The sequence below is a fragment of the Citrobacter sp. S46_ASV_140 genome, from assembly GCF_018919545.1.
GTDB classification, from domain to species: Bacteria; Pseudomonadota; Gammaproteobacteria; order Enterobacterales; family Enterobacteriaceae; genus Citrobacter; species Citrobacter braakii.
The window spans coordinates 1-18,538 of record NZ_JAHLRC010000016.1 but is presented as its reverse complement, the minus strand read 5'-3'; the positions used below and the strand labels follow the sequence as shown (position 1 = coordinate 18,538).

General features: G+C 53.3%; 17 protein-coding genes. 6 read left to right on the top strand and 11 right to left on the bottom strand.

What is annotated here, in order from left to right; all coding sequences use genetic code 11:
• Positions 1-145: 145 nt before the first annotated feature.
• The 5 genes from argP to KQJ19_RS06980 all read left to right on the top strand — a co-directional run bounded on the left by argP (position 146) and on the right by KQJ19_RS06980 (position 6,685).
• Complete coding sequence (argP, locus tag KQJ19_RS07000) at positions 146-1,039, top strand: DNA-binding transcriptional regulator ArgP (RefSeq protein ID WP_003825477.1); 894 nt, start codon at positions 146-148, stop codon at positions 1,037-1,039.
• A gap of 226 nt (positions 1,040-1,265) precedes the next feature.
• A complete protein-coding gene (gene scpA, locus KQJ19_RS06995) occupies positions 1,266-3,410 on the top strand; it encodes a methylmalonyl-CoA mutase (protein WP_153690041.1) in 2,145 nt (714 codons plus the stop codon).
• Entirely contained in the window at positions 3,403-4,398 is a 996-nt protein-coding gene (meaB, locus tag KQJ19_RS06990; protein WP_200079807.1) for a methylmalonyl Co-A mutase-associated GTPase MeaB, read from the top strand. The genes scpA and meaB overlap by 8 nt, the downstream gene beginning before the upstream one ends.
• 10 nt (positions 4,399-4,408) lie before the next feature.
• The gene (gene scpB / locus KQJ19_RS06985) at positions 4,409-5,194 is read left to right on the top strand and encodes a methylmalonyl-CoA decarboxylase (RefSeq protein WP_016154367.1); all 786 of its coding nucleotides are present in this window, start codon (positions 4,409-4,411) and stop codon (positions 5,192-5,194) included.
• Positions 5,195-5,218: 24 nt separating this feature from the next.
• The gene (locus KQJ19_RS06980) at positions 5,219-6,685 is read left to right on the top strand and encodes an acetyl-CoA hydrolase/transferase family protein (protein WP_103766653.1); all 1,467 of its coding nucleotides are present in this window, start codon (positions 5,219-5,221) and stop codon (positions 6,683-6,685) included.
• On the opposite strand, the gene KQJ19_RS06975 is transcribed toward KQJ19_RS06980, so the two are convergent.
• From KQJ19_RS06975 to argO, 3 genes are all read right to left on the bottom strand, one after another.
• Positions 6,682-7,578: a LysR family transcriptional regulator gene (locus tag KQJ19_RS06975; RefSeq protein ID WP_046274941.1), complete on the bottom strand. Its 897-nt coding sequence runs from the start codon at positions 7,576-7,578 to the stop codon at positions 6,682-6,684. The genes KQJ19_RS06980 and KQJ19_RS06975 overlap by 4 nt on opposite strands.
• 186 nt (positions 7,579-7,764) lie before the next feature.
• Entirely contained in the window at positions 7,765-8,487 is a 723-nt protein-coding gene (locus KQJ19_RS06970; protein WP_029139653.1) for an oxidative stress defense protein, read from the bottom strand.
• Between the two features lie 93 nt (positions 8,488-8,580).
• On the bottom strand, positions 8,581-9,216 hold the full coding sequence (gene argO / locus KQJ19_RS06965; RefSeq protein WP_216403480.1) for an arginine exporter ArgO: 636 nt from the start codon (positions 9,214-9,216) through the stop codon (positions 8,581-8,583).
• Between the two features lie 200 nt (positions 9,217-9,416).
• Here argO and dctP point away from each other — a divergent pair, with 200 nt between their 5' ends.
• Complete coding sequence (gene dctP / locus KQJ19_RS06960; RefSeq protein WP_216403479.1) at positions 9,417-10,463, top strand: TRAP transporter substrate-binding protein DctP; 1,047 nt, start codon at positions 9,417-9,419, stop codon at positions 10,461-10,463.
• A gap of 41 nt (positions 10,464-10,504) precedes the next feature.
• Here dctP and KQJ19_RS06955 read toward each other — a convergent pair whose 3' ends face one another.
• The 8 genes from KQJ19_RS06955 to KQJ19_RS06920 all read right to left on the bottom strand — a co-directional run.
• Positions 10,505-11,365 (bottom strand): small-conductance mechanosensitive channel MscS, encoded by an 861-nt coding sequence (locus KQJ19_RS06955; protein ID WP_019077645.1) that lies wholly within the window; start codon positions 11,363-11,365, stop codon positions 10,505-10,507.
• Positions 11,366-11,556: 191 nt separating this feature from the next.
• Positions 11,557-12,636, bottom strand: a complete 1,080-nt coding sequence (gene fbaA / locus KQJ19_RS06950) for a class II fructose-bisphosphate aldolase (RefSeq protein ID WP_003027029.1) — start codon at positions 12,634-12,636, stop codon at positions 11,557-11,559.
• A gap of 88 nt (positions 12,637-12,724) precedes the next feature.
• Positions 12,725-13,888, bottom strand: coding sequence for a phosphoglycerate kinase (pgk, locus tag KQJ19_RS06945; protein ID WP_003027032.1), 1,164 nt, complete (start codon positions 13,886-13,888; stop codon positions 12,725-12,727).
• 39 nt (positions 13,889-13,927) lie between these two features.
• Positions 13,928-14,956, bottom strand: a complete 1,029-nt coding sequence (gene epd, locus KQJ19_RS06940) for an erythrose-4-phosphate dehydrogenase (RefSeq protein ID WP_016154379.1) — start codon at positions 14,954-14,956, stop codon at positions 13,928-13,930.
• Positions 14,957-15,243: 287 nt separating this feature from the next.
• Positions 15,244-15,954 (bottom strand): nucleoside/nucleotide kinase family protein, encoded by a 711-nt coding sequence (locus tag KQJ19_RS06935; RefSeq protein WP_216403478.1) that lies wholly within the window; start codon positions 15,952-15,954, stop codon positions 15,244-15,246.
• Positions 15,951-16,460 carry an MltR family transcriptional regulator gene (locus KQJ19_RS06930; RefSeq protein WP_016154381.1) on the bottom strand — a complete coding sequence of 170 codons (510 nt, stop codon included), beginning with the start codon at positions 16,458-16,460 and terminating at the stop codon, positions 15,951-15,953. Before KQJ19_RS06930 ends, KQJ19_RS06935 begins: the two co-directional genes overlap by 4 nt.
• Before the next feature lie 15 nt (positions 16,461-16,475).
• Entirely contained in the window at positions 16,476-17,447 is a 972-nt protein-coding gene (gene glpX / locus KQJ19_RS06925; protein WP_216403477.1) for a class II fructose-bisphosphatase, read from the bottom strand.
• The coding region (locus tag KQJ19_RS06920; protein WP_216403476.1) for a zinc-binding dehydrogenase at positions 17,444-18,538 on the bottom strand (1,095 nt) is incomplete at its 5' end. The genes KQJ19_RS06920 and glpX, both read right to left, overlap by 4 nt.

Genomic DNA, 18,538 nt, shown 5'->3' with positions numbered 1-18,538 from the left:
TGGTGGGAAAATTCACGCGCATTATAGAACATTGTGCAGAAAAATGTCCCCACACCCGCTCGCAAGCGGCGGATTTCGTCTTTACCCAATCAAAAATTGTGTCATAGTGCAGAACAAGCAAAAATTTCAGGAGTGCGTCAAAGCAATGAAACGTCCGGACTACAGAACACTACAAGCACTGGATGCGGTTATTCGTGAACGAGGATTTGAGCGCGCGGCGCAAAAGCTGTGCATCACGCAATCCGCGGTTTCACAGCGCATAAAACAGCTTGAGAATATGTTCGGACAACCGCTGCTGGTGCGTACCGTACCGCCGCGCCCAACGGAACAGGGACAGAAACTACTGGCGCTTCTGCGCCAGGTTGAACTGCTGGAAGACGAGTGGCTGGGCGATGAACAAACCGGCTCGACGCCGCTTCTGCTTTCGCTGGCGGTAAACGCCGACAGTCTGGCGACCTGGTTACTTCCGGCGCTGGCCCCGGTACTGGCTAATTCACCGATTCGACTGAACCTGCAGGTTGAAGATGAAACCCGAACCCAGGAACGTCTGCGTCGTGGTGAAGTAGTCGGTGCGGTGAGTATTCAACATCAGGCGCTGCCAAGCTGTCTGGTGGATAAACTGGGCGCGCTGGACTACCTGTTTGTTGGCTCTAAACCTTTCGCCGAGCGTTATTTCCCAAACGGCGTCACCCGTTCCGCCCTGCTGAAAGCCCCGGCGGTCGCGTTTGACCATCTTGATGATATGCACCAGGCGTTCCTGCAACAAAACTTCGACCTGCCGCCGGGCAGCGTACCGTGCCATATCGTTAACTCGTCTGAAGCCTTCGTCCAGTTAGCCCGTCAGGGAACAACCTGCTGCATGATCCCACACTTACAGATTGAGAAAGAGCTGGAAAGCGGTGAGCTTATCGACTTAACGCCAGGCCTGTTCCAGCGTCGGATGCTGTACTGGCACCGCTTTGCACCAGAAAGCCGCATGATGCGCAACGTCACCGACGCGCTGCTGGCCTATGGCCACAACGTACTGCGTCAGGATTAATTCCTCGAACAGAGGCCGGATAGCGGCGTCACGCCTTATCCGGCCTGCAAGCCTTTCCCCTCTTTTCATGCTATTCCCGCCACGTCTTTGAAATACATCACAAAATAAAACACGCCACACGGCAAAAAACGACGTCCTGTTGGCTATTTTTTGCTGGCGACAAGCCAAATGAAAAAGCACACCGTATTCGCAAAGATTCAACTTATTGCGTAATACGGAGCAAAAAATGGCAAACGTGCAGGAGTGGCAAACACTCGCCAATAAAGAACTCAGTCGACGGGAAAAAACCGTTGAGTCGCTGGAAAGACAGACGGCGGAAGGGATTGTCATCAAGCCGCTGTACACCGAAGCGGACCTCGATAATCTGGAAGTCACGGGCACCCTGCCCGGTCTGCCGCCTTACGTGCGTGGCCCGCGCGCCACTATGTATACCGCGCAGCCGTGGACGATTCGCCAATACGCCGGTTTCTCTACCGCCAAAGAGTCCAACGCCTTTTACCGCCGTAACCTCGCCGCTGGGCAAAAAGGGCTTTCCGTCGCCTTTGACCTTGCCACTCATCGTGGCTATGACTCAGACAACCCGCGCGTAGCGGGCGACGTCGGCAAAGCCGGCGTGGCGATCGATACCGTCGAAGATATGAAGGTGCTGTTCGACCAGATCCCGCTGGATAAGATGTCGGTATCGATGACCATGAACGGCGCGGTGCTGCCGGTACTGGCGTTTTATATCGTCGCGGCGCAGGAGCAAGGCGTGACGCCGGAACAGCTCACCGGGACCATTCAGAACGATATTCTGAAAGAATACTTGTGCCGCAACACCTACATTTATCCGCCAAAACCCTCCATGCGCATTATCGCCGACATCATCGCCTGGTGCTCAGGCAACATGCCGCGCTTTAACACCATCAGCATCAGCGGCTATCACATGGGTGAAGCCGGGGCAAACTGCGTACAGCAGGTGGCGTTTACGCTGGCAGACGGTATTGAATACATCAAGGCCGCGCTTTCCGCCGGACTGAAAATTGATGACTTCGCCCCGCGCCTGTCATTCTTCTTCGGCATCGGCATGGATCTGTTTATGAACGTCGCCATGCTGCGCGCTGCACGGTATCTGTGGAGCGAAGCGGTCAGCAGTTTTGGCGCGACCAACCCGAAATCTCTCGCTCTGCGTACCCACTGCCAGACCTCAGGCTGGAGCCTGACCGAGCAGGACCCGTACAACAACGTGGTACGAACCACCATTGAGGCGCTCGGCGCTACGCTTGGCGGCACCCAGTCTCTGCATACCAACGCTTTTGATGAAGCGCTCGGCCTGCCCACCGATTTCTCCGCCCGTATTGCGCGTAATACGCAGATCATCATTCAGGAAGAATCAGAGATCTGCCGCACCGTCGATCCGCTGGCCGGATCGTATTACGTCGAATCACTCACCGATCAAATCGTGAAGCAGGCGCGCACGATCATCAAGCAGATTGATGAGGCAGGCGGCATGGCGAAGGCGATTGAAGCCGGACTTCCTAAACGGATGATCGAAGAAGCGTCCGCGCGCGAACAGTCGCTGATCGACCAGGGTAAGCGCGTTATCGTCGGGGTGAACAAATACAAGCTGGATAAAGAAGACGACACGTCGGTGCTGGAGATCGACAACGTGAAGGTGCGCAACGAGCAGATTGCCTCACTGCAGCATATCCGCGCCACCCGCGACAATGATGCGGTTAAAGCCGCGCTATCCGCGCTGACCCACGCTGCGCAACAGAATGAAAATCTGCTGGCCGCCGCCGTCAACGCCGCCCGCGTTCGCGCCACGCTCGGCGAAATCTCCGATGCGCTCGAGGCCGCCTTTGACCGTTATCTGGTTCCCAGCCAGTGTGTTACTGGGGTGATTGCGCAAAGCTATCACCAGTCCGACAAATCCGCCGATGAGTTCGATGCCATTGTTGCGCAAACTGAACAGTTCCTCGCAGAAAATGGCCGCCGCCCGCGTATTCTGATCGCCAAGATGGGTCAGGACGGCCACGATCGCGGCGCAAAAGTGATCGCCAGCGCCTACTCCGATCTCGGCTTCGATGTCGATCTCAGCCCGATGTTCTCCACACCGGAGGAAATTGCCCGTCTGGCGGTAGAAAACGATGTGCATGTCGTTGGCGCATCATCGCTGGCGGCGGGTCATAAGACATTGATCCCTGAGCTGGTCACCGCGCTCAAAGGCTGGGGACGCGAAGACATTTGCGTCGTCGCCGGCGGGGTTATTCCGCCACAGGATTACGCTTTCCTGCACGAGCATGGCGTGGCAGCCATTTATGGCCCAGGCACGCCGATGCTCGACAGCGTCCGCGATGTGTTAACCCGTATCAGTAAACATCATGATTAACGCCACCACGCTTGAGGATACCGTCCGCCGCTTGCGACTCGGTGAACGGGCTACGCTCGCCCAGGCGATGACGCTGGTCGAAAGCAATCACCCGCGCCACCAGCCGCTGAGTACGCAATTGCTGGACGCGATTATGCCGTTCACCGGTAACGCCCTGCGTCTGGGGATCACCGGCACGCCGGGCGCGGGTAAAAGCACCTTTCTGGAAGCATTCGGCATGCTGTTGATTCGCCGCGGGTTACGGGTAGCGGTGATCGCCGTCGATCCCAGCAGCCCGGTCAGCGGCGGCAGCATTCTGGGTGATAAAACCCGCATGACGGAACTGGCTCGCGCAGAATCTGCGTTTATACGTCCGGTTCCTTCCAGCGGTCATTTAGGCGGCGCCAGCCAGCGCGCCCGCGAATTAATGCTGCTGTGCGAGGCGGCGGGCTTCAACGTGGTGATTGTGGAAACCGTCGGCGTTGGGCAGTCAGAAACCGAAGTCGCAGGCATGGTGGATTGCTTTCTCTCACTGCAAATCGCCGGCGGTGGCGACGATTTGCAGGGCATCAAAAAAGGCCTGATGGAGATGGCGGATCTGGTCGTCATCAACAAGGACGACGGTGATAACCGTACCAGCGTTGCCATCGCCCGCCATATGTACGAATCCGCCCTGCATATTCTGCGCCGCAAATATGACGAGTGGCAGCCGCAGGTTCTGACCTGTAGCGCCCTGGAAAAACGCGGCATTGAGGAGGTTTGGCAGGCGATAACCGACTTTAAAACGTGCCTTACCGCCAGCGGTCGACTGGAAAAAGTCCGCCAGCAGCAGGCGGTGGAATGGCTACACAAGCAGGCTGAAGAAGAAGCCCTGCATCTGCTGTTTGCCCGGGCTGATTTCGACCGGTATTTCCAGCAGACGCTGCTGGCCGTCAAAAACAATGATCTTTCGCCGCGCACCGGCCTGCGGCACATCAGCGAATTTATCCAGCATCATTACTTTCAATAAAGAGAACATTATGTCTTATCAATACGTCAACGTGGTCATCATCCAGAAAGTCGCGGTCATTGAGTTCAATTACGCCCGCAAGCTCAATGCCCTGAGCAAAGTGTTTATTGACGATCTGATGCAGGCGCTGAACGACCTCAATCGTCCGGACATTCGCTGCATCATTCTGCGCGCCCCGAGCGGGGCCAAAGTGTTCTCTGCCGGGCATGATATTCATGAACTCCCCACCGGACGTCGCGATCCGCTCTCTTATGACGATCCGCTGCGTCAGATAACTCGTATGATCCAAAAATATCCGAAGCCGGTGATCTCCATGGTTGAAGGCAGCGTCTGGGGCGGCGCGTTTGAGATGATCATGAGTTCCGATCTGATCATCGCAGCCAGTACGTCTACCTTCTCCATGACCCCGGTCAACCTCGGCGTGCCCTATAACCTGGTGGGCATCCACAACCTGACCCGCGACGCTGGTTTTCACATCGTTAAGGAGCTGATTTTTACCGCCTCGCCCATCACCGCTCAACGCGCCATGGCGGTCGGGATCCTCAATCATGTCGTTCCAACCGAGGAACTGGAAGATTTCACCCTGCAAATGGCGCATCACATCTCGGAAAAAGCGCCGCTGGCAATCGCCGTCATCAAAGAAGAACTGCGCGTGTTGGGCGAAGCACACACCATGAACTCTGACGAATTCGAGCGCATTCAGGGCATGCGCCGCGCGGTGTACGACAGCGAGGATTATCAGGAAGGGATGAACGCGTTTATGGAAAAACGTAAACCTAATTTTGTTGGCCATTAATCACGCCCGACGAAGGAGACGGCCATGAAACGGATGAGCGCCGAACAGGCGGCAGAAATTATCCAGCACGATGATATGGTGGCGTTCAGCGGCTTTACCCCCGCGGGTTCGCCAAAAGCGTTACCCACCGCAATTGCCCAACGCGCCTGCGAACGGCATCAGGACGGGCAGCCTTTTCAGATCCGCCTGTTGACCGGGGCGTCAATTGGCGCCGCCGCTGATGATGCACTATCCGCGGCGGATGCCGTTTCCTGGCGTGCGCCTTATCAAACCTCATCTGGCCTGCGCGAGAAAATTAACCAGGGCCAGGTGAGGTTTGTCGATCTCCATTTGAGCGAAGTCGCGCAGATGGTTAATTACGGCTTTTTTGGCGAAATCGATGTTGCCGTCATTGAAGCCTCCGCCATTGCGCCGGATGGCCGGATTTGGCTTTCCAGCGGTATTGGCAATGCGCCCACCTGGCTGCTGCGGGCGAAAAAGGTGATTATCGAGTTGAATCATTACCATAATCCACGCGTGGCTGAGTTTGCCGACATCGTAATACCCGGCGCACCGCCGCGGCGTAACAGCGTGCCCATATTTCATACCATGGATCGCGTGGGCAGTCAGTGCGTGCAGATAGACCCCAGTAAAGTGGTCGCGGTGGTGGATACCGACCAGCCCGATGCCGGGAATGCGTCGGATAAAACCAATCCGGTCAGCCAACAAATTGCCGATAACGTCGTCACTTTCCTACTGGCAGAAATGGCGCACAAACGCATTCCAGCAGAGTTTCTGCCCTTACAAAGCGGCGTGGGCAATATCAATAACGCGGTAATGGCGAGACTGGGAGAGAATCCGGATATCCCGCCCTTTATGATGTATTCAGAGGTGTTACAGGAATCGGTGGTGCATCTGCTGGAAACGGGCAAGATCACCGGTGCCAGCGCCTCCAGCCTGACCATCTCAGCCCCGTCGCTACAGAAGATTTACGACAATATGGACTTCTTCGCCAGCCGAATTGTGCTGCGCCCGCAGGAGATCTCCAATAACCCGGAAATCATCCGTCGGCTGGGGGTCATTGCGCTCAACGTTGGGCTTGAGTTTGATATCTACGGCCATGCCAATTCCACGCACGTTGCGGGCGTGAACCTGATGAACGGGATCGGCGGCAGCGGGGATTTCGAGCGCAACGCCTACCTGTCTATCTTTATGGCGCCGTCGATTGCCAAAGGCGGGAAAATCTCAACCATCGTGCCGATGTGCAGCCATGTCGACCACAGCGAACATAGCGTTAAAGTGATCGTGACCGAACAAGGGATTGCCGATCTGCGTGGGTTATCTCCGATGCAGCGGGCGCACACGATTATCGATAACTGTGCGCATCCCCTTTATCGGGACTACCTGCACCGCTATCTGGAAAAAGCGCCCGGCGGGCATATCCATCACGATCTCAGCCATGCGTTCGATCTGCATCGCAACCTTCTCGAGACAGGATCGATGCTCGGTTAACTTGCCGTACCGTCACGATCTTCAGCAATATGCTGGAGCATGGTGCCGGTATAGCGATGATTTTTCAGAGAATAGAGAAACTCCTGCATATACATGGGGCTGCCGGGCGCGTCGAAATACTTTAGCGTCGACGGATTCACCAGCCGCCAGGCAAAATGAGGAATCACCGTCAAAAACTGCCCGCGCTCCACCGCGCTAATCTTGGCCATAAAGCTGTACGGACGGTAGATAATTGTCGGATTGATCCCGCAGGGCCGCATATAAGCATCCAGCATCGCCTCAAAGTTGGCGCGATTCTGGAAGCGCATTTGCAGCCAGGGTAGCTCGCGCAGCAGATCCTGCGGCTGTTTCTCTTCGTAGCGCCGGGAAACGAGAAACCCCAGACGTAGCGGAGGCAGTTCGCTGATCGCCAGATTTTCCAACTCCTGTACGCGGGGGGAAACGTGCTGTGGCGAGATAATGAAATCCAGTTTGCGGTCGAACAGATTATCAATCACCCCATTCTCACTGAATTCAACGGCCTGGGCCGTCACGCCGTCATATTTATCGCCAAGGCTAATCAACTGGTCAAAAATAATCGTTGGATAAGTATTATCGATACCGATGACGATTTCCCGCGAGCGACAAGAGGCGTTATGGATTTCGTTATCAATGGCAGAGAGGCGCTGATAGACAGGAAACAGCTTCTGATACAGCTCCTGTCCGGCTTTATTCAGGCTGATGTTGTTATCTTTACGGGTAAACAGCGTATAGCCGATTTGATCTTCCAGTGCAGCAATGCTTTTACCGAAAGGCGATGCGGTCATATGTATTTTTTCTGCCGCTCTGGCGATGTTATTGGTTTGCGCCAGCAGAATGAAATTACGCATCTTTTTCGAGATAAAAATATCCATAGCGTCCCCTTAAAAATCGCTATGGCCTATCCTCATTACCACGAAAAAAAAGACTGAATGTGAGGTCTCATTTTTACAGTTGCTCACAGAAAAACCGGCTGGAATGTTTTGTCGGCCTGATGAGACGCGTAAGCATCGCCATCAGGCTAAAAACTTGCCGGATGGCGACTTACGCCTATATCAAGACTACTTATTGGTTACTGTAGGCTCAATCTGGAAGACGACATCAACCTGATCGTCAAACTGAATAACCGGCTGTTCGTAGGTTTCCTGAGCAGAGGTTGCAGGCGCTGCATCTGCTTTCATCATCCGTACCATCGGGCTCGGTTGATAATTGGAAACGTGGTAACGCACACTGTAAACGGGACCCAGTTTGCTATTAAAGCCCGCTGCCAGCTGTTCAGCCTGATGAACAGCATCATCAATCGCCGCTTTACGCGCTTTGTCTTTGTAAGCATCCGGCTGGGCAACGCCCAGCGATACCGAACGAATCTCATTCAGACCGGCCTTCAGCGCGCCATCAAGCAGAGCGTTGAGTTTGTCCAACTGACGCAGCGTGACTTCAACGGTGCGCACTGCACGATAACCTTTGAGGATGCTTTTGCCGTTCTGGTAGTCGTAGTCCGGCTGCGTACGCAAGTTTGCAGCGCTAATGTCTTTCTTCGCTATCTGGTTCTGTTCAAGGAAAGACAGATATTGCGCCACGCGCTCATCGGCCTGCTTCTTCGCGGAAGCCGCATCCTTTGCAGCAACGTTCACTTCAATCGCCAGGGTGGCGATGTCTGGTGTTGCATCTACGCTTGCCGTTCCGGAAGTCACGATGTGCGGTCCATTTGGCAACTCATTTGCCTGTACCGATAGTGCGCTGAATCCGACTAATGCCGCCAGGGCCATTATTTTGAACTTCACGGTCGTTCCTCCATGTTTCATTAATTACCCCAAAACTCAGGGCACATGCAGGCAAGCTTAGCCGATCTCGCTGCGTTGTCCATCAGACAACACTTAGTTGAACAGCGCATGAACGTGCGCAACACCTTCTTTTGCCAGCTGAAAAGCGATAAACCACATCACTAATCCTACCAGCGTATTGATGATGCGCTGTGCTTTCGCAGTTCGCAGACGCGGTGCCAGCCAGGCCGCCAGCAATGCCAGACCGAAGAACCACAGGAACGAAGCGCTGACGGTTCCCAGTGCAAACCAGCGTTTAGGCTCAACGTCCAGTTGTCCCCCCAGACTCCCGAGCACCACAAAGGTATCCAGGTAAACATGTGGGTTGAGCCATGTCACCGCCAGCATAGTGGCGATGATTTTCCAGCGCCCCTGCTTCATCACCTCGGCGCTGGCCAGTTCCAGATTACTGCTCATCGCCGTTTTTAGCGCACCGAATCCGTACCAGAGTAAAAATGCGACCCCGCCACAGGTGACCAGCGCCATCAGCCATGGCGACTGCATCAGCAAGGCGCTACCGCCGAAGATCCCCGCGCAAATCAGCACTAAATCACTGATAGCGCAGAGTAAAGCAATCATGATGTGATACTGACGACGGATCCCCTGGTTCATCACGAAGGCATTTTGTGGACCAAGCGGAAGTATCATGGCTGCACCAAGCGCAAGCCCTTGAAAATAGTAGGATAACATGTAAAGCATCTCACATAATTGTCTTGTGGGCAGACTATACTGCGCGGGATTCATTAGAGGAAATGGATAATATTAATCAGTAATTAGCATTATTAATAATACCGCGCACACTCCCCTCCATATTCAGTCTCTGACAATAGCGATTGTGCGTTACCCGAGGTATGCTGAAAGATAAGTCTGTCTATACCAAAGGAATGGGTATGAAGCATAACGCGAACATTTTTCTCTTCTGTGCCTCGCTGGTAGTTACCAGTTTGTGGCCCACTGTCGCCAGCGCAGACAGAACGCTGCGCTATACCGATCACGAGCCATATGGCAACATGCGTACCCGGCTCATAAAAGAGACTTTTTTTCGCGCGATCGAACAAGAGTCGCTTGGACGTTTGAAAATCGACGCTCACTGGAACGGCGAGCTGTCCACCAGCTATGACGCCTTAAAAACGATCGGCCAGGGCAGCGTGGCGGATATGGGGATCGTGGTCCCTGAGTACACGCCCGAACAACTGCCGCGACACCAGATTTTTAAGAGCTTCCCCCTCGGACCGGGTCGTGGTGAAGCGCAGGTTAACGCCTTTCAGCGGATTTTCCGCGAGTATCGCCAGTTTGGTCGCGAGCTGGAAAACAACAATCTGGTGAATCTTCAGTTTTTCCTCGGCTATCCGGTTGGATTTTTTACTACCAGGCCGAACGTCGATTTGGCACAGCTGAATGCAAGCCAATGGCGGACCGCCAGCTTTTGGCATCAATCATTTTTACGCAACGCGGGCGGCGTGCCGGTCAGCATGCCATGGAATGAAAAAATTACCGATGCGCTTCAGACCGGACAGCTTGACGGCCTGATGGTTAACCTCGACAGCGGAGATGATATCCATGCCCAGCGGGCGGCCCCCTATATTCAGCTCTCCCCTTCGCTCTGGCTCGGACACGTTTATCTTCTGGTGATGAATAAAGACGTCTGGGATAGCCTGGACGTGAAAGATCGCGCAGCCATCAATCGGGCCGCCGCCATGACGCAAAAGCGTATTGGCGCAGTGCAGGACGCAAGCCTGACCGCAATGGCGAAAAAGATGGCAAAAGAGGGTGCACACGTTCATTACCTGACCAACAGCGAGCTGAATGCGTGGCAAGCCGCTACCGGGTATCAGCACGTTCAGGCCGAATGGATTGCCCAACAGGAAAGTAAAGGAATAAACGATGTTGGCGAGCTGATGCAGGGTGTCAGCGCAATTCTTAACAAGACGAGATAAATCAACGCCCGCCTCTCTCTGGCGGGCGTTTTTAGCTGAAGTTACTCGGTCGCGTTCTCTTTCACGCGTTTAAAGTTCACATCCATCTGCGGGTACGGGAAGCTGATACCGTTGGCGTCAAACTCGCGCTTAATACGCTCCAGTACATCCCAGTAGACGCTTTGCAGATCGCTGCTGTTGCTCCAGACGCGTACGACGAAATTAATCGAGGAAGCGCCCAGCTCATTCAGGCGTACCGTCATTTCACGGTCTTTTAGGATGCGATCTTCAGACTGGATGATATCAGTGAGGATTTTTTTCACCTGATCGATATCGGAGTCGTAGGCCACGCCGATAATAAATTCGTTACGACGGACCGGCTCGCGAGAGAAGTTAATGATGTTCCCGGCAATGATTTTACCGTTTGGGATCACCACAATCTTACCGTCTACGGTACGCATAGTTGTGGAGAAAATCTGCACGTTAAGCACGGTTCCCGCAACGCCGCCAAGGTCTACATATTCACCCGCGCGGAACGGACGGAACATCACCAGCAGCACGCCTGCGGCGAGGTTGGACAGCGACCCTTGCAGTGCCAGACCGACAGCTAAACCTGCGGCACCGAGAACGGCGATCACGGAGGCAGTTTGCACCCCAACGCGACCCAGCGCGGCAATCAGCGTGAAAGCGATAATACCGTAGCGCACCAGTGCAGAAAGAAAGTCGGCAACGGTGGCATCAATTTTACGCGCCAGCATCAGGCGGTTAACGGTGTTTGATACGATACGCGCCACGATCATACCGATAATGACAATCGCGAGAGCCGCAACGATGTTGACGGCATAGCTCAACAGTAGTTCCTGATTGCGGACCAGCCAGGTGCCCGCACCGTTTATGCTGTCGACAACATTCAAATCTTCCATTCAATATTCCTTTTTTGCTTACCCAAACGGGAGAAATAAAGCCGCCCTAACGGGACTGGCAACCTGACAAGGGTAAACAATAAACTCAGATTTTGCCAAACAGATCACAGAATTCTCTGTCAGCAGCACATTGAAATGGCAATAAAAAAGGCCCGCATTTGCGGGCCTCATGTCACGTTGGACGGCGTAAATTACAGAACGTCAACCGCGTTCAGTTCTTTGAAAGCCTGTTCCAGACGGGTGATCATGGTTGCCTGACCAGCACGCAGCCATACGCGCGGATCGTAGTATTTCTTGTTCGGCTGATCTTCGCCTTTCGGGTTGCCCAACTGACCCTGCAGGTAAGCTTCGTTTGCTTTGTAGTAGTTCAGAACGCCTTCCCAGGTAGCCCATTGGGTATCGGTGTCGATGTTCATTTTCACTACGCCGTAGCTTACGGAGTCTTTGATTTCCTGAGCAGTAGAACCGGAACCGCCGTGGAAGACGAAGTTCAGGCTGTTATGCGGCAGGTTATGTTTCTTAGAAACATAGTCCTGAGAGTCGCGCAGGATGGTCGGGGTCAGAACTACGTTACCCGGCTTGTAAACGCCGTGTACGTTACCGAAGGACGCTGCGATGGTGAAACGCGGGCTGATTTTGCTCAGCTCGGTGTATGCGTAGTCAACGTCTTCCGGTTGGGTGTACAGTGCAGAAGCGTCCATGTGGCTGTTGTCCACGCCATCTTCTTCACCACCGGTGCAACCCAGTTCGATTTCCAGAGTCATGCCCATTTTGGACATGCGCGCCAGGTATTTGGAGCAGATTTCGATGTTCTCTTCCAGAGACTCTTCAGACAGGTCGATCATGTGAGAAGAGAACAGCGGTTTGCCCGTTGCTGCGAAGTGTTTTTCACCCGCGTCCAGCAGACCGTCGATCCACGGCAGCAGTTTCTTCGCGCAGTGGTCAGTGTGCAGGATAACCGGAACACCATAGTGTTCAGCCATCTGGTGAACGTGATGCGCACCAGAGATAGCACCCAGGATTGCAGCGCCCTGAGGAACGTCAGACTTCACGCCTTTACCCGCGATGAAAGAAGCACCACCGTTGGAGAACTGGACGATGACCGGCGCTTTAACTTTTGCAGCGGTTTCCAGAACGGCGTTGATGGAGTCGGTACCAACGCAGTTAACAGCTGGCAGAGCAAAGTTGTTTTCTTTAGCTACCTGGAAAACTTTCTGTACGTCATCACCAGTGATTACGCCTGGTTTTACGAAATCAAAAATTTTAGACATGTTGCGAGTCCTGTATCTTCGGCCTTGGAAAGGGGGCGCGCTCGACAGCGCGCTAATAATTGGGCAGGTTTCCCTGCCCATCAATGTCTTACTTTTTAGCACGCTCTTCGAGCATGGCTACTGCTGGCAGTACTTTGCCTTCCACGAATTCGAGGAATGCGCCGCCGCCAGTAGAGATGTAGGAGATTTTGTCAGCAATGCCGAACAGGTCGATTGCTGCCAGGGTGTCACCGCCGCCTGCGATAGAGAATGCTTCGCTGTCTGCGATAGCATTAGCAACGATTTCAGTACCTTTGCGGAAGTTCGGGAATTCGAACACGCCAACCGGGCCGTTCCACAGAATGGTTTTCGCATTCTTCAGGATGTCAGCCAGCTGCTGTGCAGAAGCGTCGCCGATATCCAGGATCTGCTCGTCTTCTTTTACATCGCTAACGGATTTAAGCGTAGCCGGTGCAGTTTCAGAGAATTCAGTCGCTACGCGAACGTCAGTCGGGACCGGGATATCGCAAGTCGTCAGCAGACGCTTAGCTTCATCAACCAGGTCAGCTTCGTACAGGGATTTGCCGACGTTGTGGCCTTGAGCAGCAACGAAGGTGTTCGCGATACCACCACCAACGATCAGCTGGTCAGCGATTTTTGACAGAGAGTCCAGAACGGTCAGTTTGGTAGAAACTTTAGAACCACCAACGATAGCCACCATCGGACGAGCAGGTTCTTTCAGCGCTTTACCCAGCGCATCCAGCTCAGCAGCCAGCAGCGGACCAGCGCAAGCTACGTCGGCGAATTTACCGATACCGTGGGTAGAAGCCTGCGCACGGTGAGCGGTACCGAAAGCGTCCATTACGAATACGTCACACAGCGCAGCGTATTTTTTGGACAGTGCTTCGTCGTCTTTCTTCTCGCCTTTGTTGAAGCGAACGTTTTCCAGAACAACCAGTTCACCGGCAGCGACTTCAACGCCGTCCAGGTAATCTTTTACCAGGCGAACCGGAGCAGACAGTTTGTCTTTCAGGTAGTTAACAACCGGCAGCAGAGAGAATTCTTCGTTGTACTCGCCTTCGGTAGGACGACCCAGGTGGGAAGTTACCATCACTTTAGCACCCTGTTTCAGGGCCAGTTCGATGGTCGGCAGGGAAGCACGGATACGCGCATCGCTGGTTACTTTCCCTTCTTTAACTGGTACGTTCAGGTCCGCACGGATAAAAACGCGTTTACCAGCCAGATCCAGATCGGTCATCTTAATTACAGACATGGTGAATCCTCTCGTTGATTCATAAAGTTTTGTCGACGCTCAAGCGTCGAGCCTGAAACCAATAGCAGCCATCGCTAACGTGGTGTCGAGCATACGGTTAGCAAAGCCCCATTCATTATCACACCAGACCAGCGTTTTGATCAGGTGAGCGCCACTCACGCGCGTTTGCGTACCATCAACGATGGCGCTGTGCGGGTCGTGGTTAAAATCTACAGAGACCAACGGTAATTCCGTATAGTCAACTATACCATGAAATGCACCTTGTGCTGCTTTTTGCAGCAACTGGTTGACTTCACTGGCTTTTACTGGTTTTTTCACCGTCACGCTTAAGTCGATCGCCGTCACATTTATGGTCGGTACACGCACCGCAATCGCTTCAAAACGATCGTTAAACTGCGGGAAAATTCGCGTGATTCCCGCCGCCAGTTTGGTATCAACCGGAATAATAGACTGGCTGGCCGCTCGCGTGCGACGCAGGTCAGGATGATAGGCATCAATAACCTGCTGATCGTGCATCGCGGAGTGGATCGTGGTGACGGTACCAGACTCAATGCCGTAAGCATCATCCAGCAATTTAATGACGGGTATTATGCAATTCGTGGTGCAGGAGGCGTTGGAAACGATCCGGTGTTCAGCGCGCAGCTGATCCTGATTAACGCCATACACAACGGTTGCGTCGATGTCGTGACTACCAGGATGTGAAAAGAGCACTTTTTTTGCACCAGCGGCAATATGCGCCTCGCCGTGTTCGCGGTTGCCGAAAACCCCCGTACAGTCCAGCACAACATCGACACTCAGTTCGCGCCAGGGAAGCGCATCGAGCGTTCGCTCATGCAGAATGCGGATCGCGTCATCGCCAACGATGAGCTGGTCACGTTCCTGACGAACATCCCAGGCAAAACGTCCATGGCTGGTGTCATATTTCAACAAATGCGCCATGCCTGCAGCATCCGCCAGTTCGTTGATTGCCACCACGGTGATTTCCGCCCGACGCCCGGATTCATACAAAGCACGAACCACGTTGCGTCCGATGCGACCGAAACCATTAATCGCTACGCGTACGGTCATAGGTCTCCTGCAAGGATTTCTCAGAAACGATGTGGCAGACAGAGTAATGCAGCAAATCGCTCAGGGAAACCTTACCTGTCGCAAACTGCGACTAATTGGTTAATTGTCGAACATTTAATCGACTGAAACGCTTCAGCTAGAATAAGCGAAACGCGGAATAAAAGGAATGATTGTCCAGCCAAAGAAAACAGTTATCTGACGTACATCACACTTTTCCCGCTAAGACCGGGGGAAATTATTCCAGTAAGCCGTAATAATCATTACGCCTTAACAGGAATAATTGGCCTTCACGCTATCCGATATTCACCAGATTCCAGCATCTCCAGCGTCAGGTCACCTGGCAGACTCGCTTCCAGTACCCGATGAACATTCGGTCCGTCGGTACGCTCATAAAACGCCTCAGCGTCAGCTTGTGATAGTCCGCCCGCCAGTTTACGGCCTACCAGTCGTGTACGGAGCGCGTTGGCAGGTGCACGAATAAACAGCGAGTAATCACAAAACTCAGCTAACGCCCGCCACCTTTCATCATCGCGTAATAACCAGTTGCCTTCCACAATCACAATCGGCGCGCTCACTGTTATGGCCGCTTCTACCGGATCGTGTTTTTGCCGGTCGTACTGTGGCCAGGTGCCCTCCCCTTCCCTTATCAGACGTAGATTCTGCGCAAGCTTATCCACATCAAAGGTTTCCGGCGCACCTTTGTATGCTCGCAGGTTATGAGCATCCAGCCAGGTGTTGTAGTGATGGAAGCCATCCATCGGCAGCGTCTGGATCTCCGGCAGGCCAGGATCCTGACGGGAGAGATATTCCCAGAAGGTGGTCAGCGTCGATTTACCCGTACCAGGCGGTGCGCTGAGAAAAACGATCGTTCGTCGCTGCGGGTGAGTGGCGTGTATTTTTGCCAGCTGTTGTAATAACGGTTTGTGGACGTTCTCTATCTCATCATCACGGTAATGTGCTTCAACCTGTAGCCCATTCACCGTTAGTTTGATTTTCACGGCGTTAATTCCTTTAAAATCGCCGTCACTGCCAGCGTCATTGCCGTCTTGACCATTGCGCTAAAGCGCACTTCGGACCACGCAGCAAAGTCGGCAAATTTCATCGACTCCAGCGCACCGTAGAGCGTTGCGTTGCGGGTGATACTGTTCACGTTGCTGACAAAATCCCAGGTAATGTCATCGGCAAAACCGGGGATATTATCCTGCTCGTTCAGGTACTGATAAAACTGAGAGAAATGGGTGATGTCGGCATAAAGCCATTTATCCATTTTTCCCAACGCATAAATCAGACGTAACGCAACGTCGATATCGTCAAGCGGTCCACTCTGGGCGAGTAACGGCTTCACTGCATATTCCACGATCTCTTCATCGTTATTAACGAACAGCGACGGTAGAAAGCGCTTAATGCCCTGGAGCAAAATGTTATGTGCCGTCGTCATAAACGAGAGTAAATTATTTTGAGCATCCAGTTGCTCAAGCACATCGTCTTCTGTCAGCGTCGTCATTCGTTTCTCGATAAATCACCATGAATGCAGAGAGTCTATTATATTACACGTTCGATCCGCGCCGCCGATCAGTAAAGTTTGCGTGCGCACACCATTCGCAACCTGTTGGATCCCTTTAACAAGATCGCCGCCCGTGACCCCTGTCGCGCTGAAGAGGATCTTATTTCCTCCTACCAGTTCGTCCAGCGCGTAGATCCGGTTGATCTCAACGCCCATTTCCGCGCAGCGCTGATGTTCCTGTGCCGCAATCAGACGATTATCTGCGTTATTTCCTTTCGCTTCGCAAAAATCAATCAGTTCAGCCTGCATATCGCCCCCCAGCGCTTTAACCGCACAGGCTGAAATAACCCCTTCAGGCGCGCCGCCAATGGTATACATCAGATCATAAGGATTCTCCTGCATACAGGCCAGCACGCTGGCGGCCACGTCGCCGTCGGGCAGAGCAAAGACCTTGACGCCAAGCCGTGTCGCCTCGGCAATCGCAGGTTGAAGGCGCGGTTTATCCAGCGTCACCATCCGCAGTCGCTCCAGCGGTTTACCCAATGCCTCTGCCACATTACGCAAATTATCTGCCAACGGCAGCGCCAGATTAATCGCCCCTTTCGCAAACCGATTAACAACCAGTTTTTTCATGTACATATCAGGAGCGTGTAACAAACTACCGCGAGGGGCAAACGCCATGACGGCCAGCGCATTGCTTTGCCCCATAGCCACCATTCGGGTTCCTTCGATAGGATCAACGGCGATATCTACCTCAGGTCCGGTGCCGGTTCCCACTTCCTCACCAATCCACAGCATCGGGGCTTGATCAATCTCCCCTTCGCCAATAACGATGCGTCCGCGAATGGCAATACAGTTCAATGCTTCCCGCATTGCCGTCACAGCCAGACCATCAATCTTGTTTTTATCGCCGCACCCGGTTTGCGGCCAGGCTGCCAGTGCAGCCTGCTCCGTGATACGAAATAGCGGCCATGCCAGCGACATCATATCGCCGCCTCCCCGATATCAACGCCAAAGTGTGCCAAAAGGTATTTTTCTGCCTTTTCATTCCAGATACCGTGCGTCTCCTCCACCAGCAGCGCCAGTTCTTTGAATAATGGGTCAGTTTTCCCTTTCTCGGCAAAATCAGCAATGGCGGTTAGTGGCATGGTAACGCCGTTATATATCAGCTTCTTACCGCCGGGGATCGCCGGTAAATTCAATACAGTTTCCGGAACTGCATCAAGGCCGCCAATGTGCGTCACCATAAACGACGGTTGCAATTGGCCAGTTGCACTGAGCGCAATGGCCTCTTTCATATCATCCGTTGAACCACCGGATGTCCCGACAACGTGAGTGCTGTTGTAGTGCACGTTATAAAAATTAAACGGCACTTTGAAGTTACTGTCCGTAGGACCGGCAAAAAAATTCAGGCAACCATCTTCCGCGAGTAAATCATCAGCCATCTCAACAACTGCAGGCACTGCCGCATACACAAAGACATCATCAAAACCTGCGTCATGAGTTAACGCTCGCAGCATCGCTGTCGGAGAATCCATGCCAGTAGTATTCACATAGATGAGCTCAATCCCCTTTTCTGCCGCCCGCTCAACGGGCAACAGTTTTTTAGCCTGCGCCAGTCGTGCTTCGTCAATGTCGACCACCACCACGCGCGACGGCTGAATATTCCCGTTAATGGCATAATCTATTGCACCAATACCCATCGGCCCGGCGCAGGCCAGAAGCGCAATGTTCCCCCCTGGCTTAATCCCCATGCGATGCTCATAAATGTAAGGCGTGGTGTGAAAATTCGCGTTATACGCGCCAATAATGCAGCACATCGGTTCTGCCAATGAGGCGGCAGCAAAATAAGAGCCGTGGTAAGGCAAAACGCATCCCAGGTTAATCGCCACTTCCGGGATAATCATATATGTCGCATTGCCGCCAAAATATTCATAGCTGTATCCTGCTGAATATCCACTTGGCAATCCCATCGCGGGTTGCAACACAAAACGCTGACCTTTCTTATATTTATCCGTCAGGTTTTTCCCCACCTCAACAATAATACCAGCACATTCATGTCCGGTAATAACCGGATG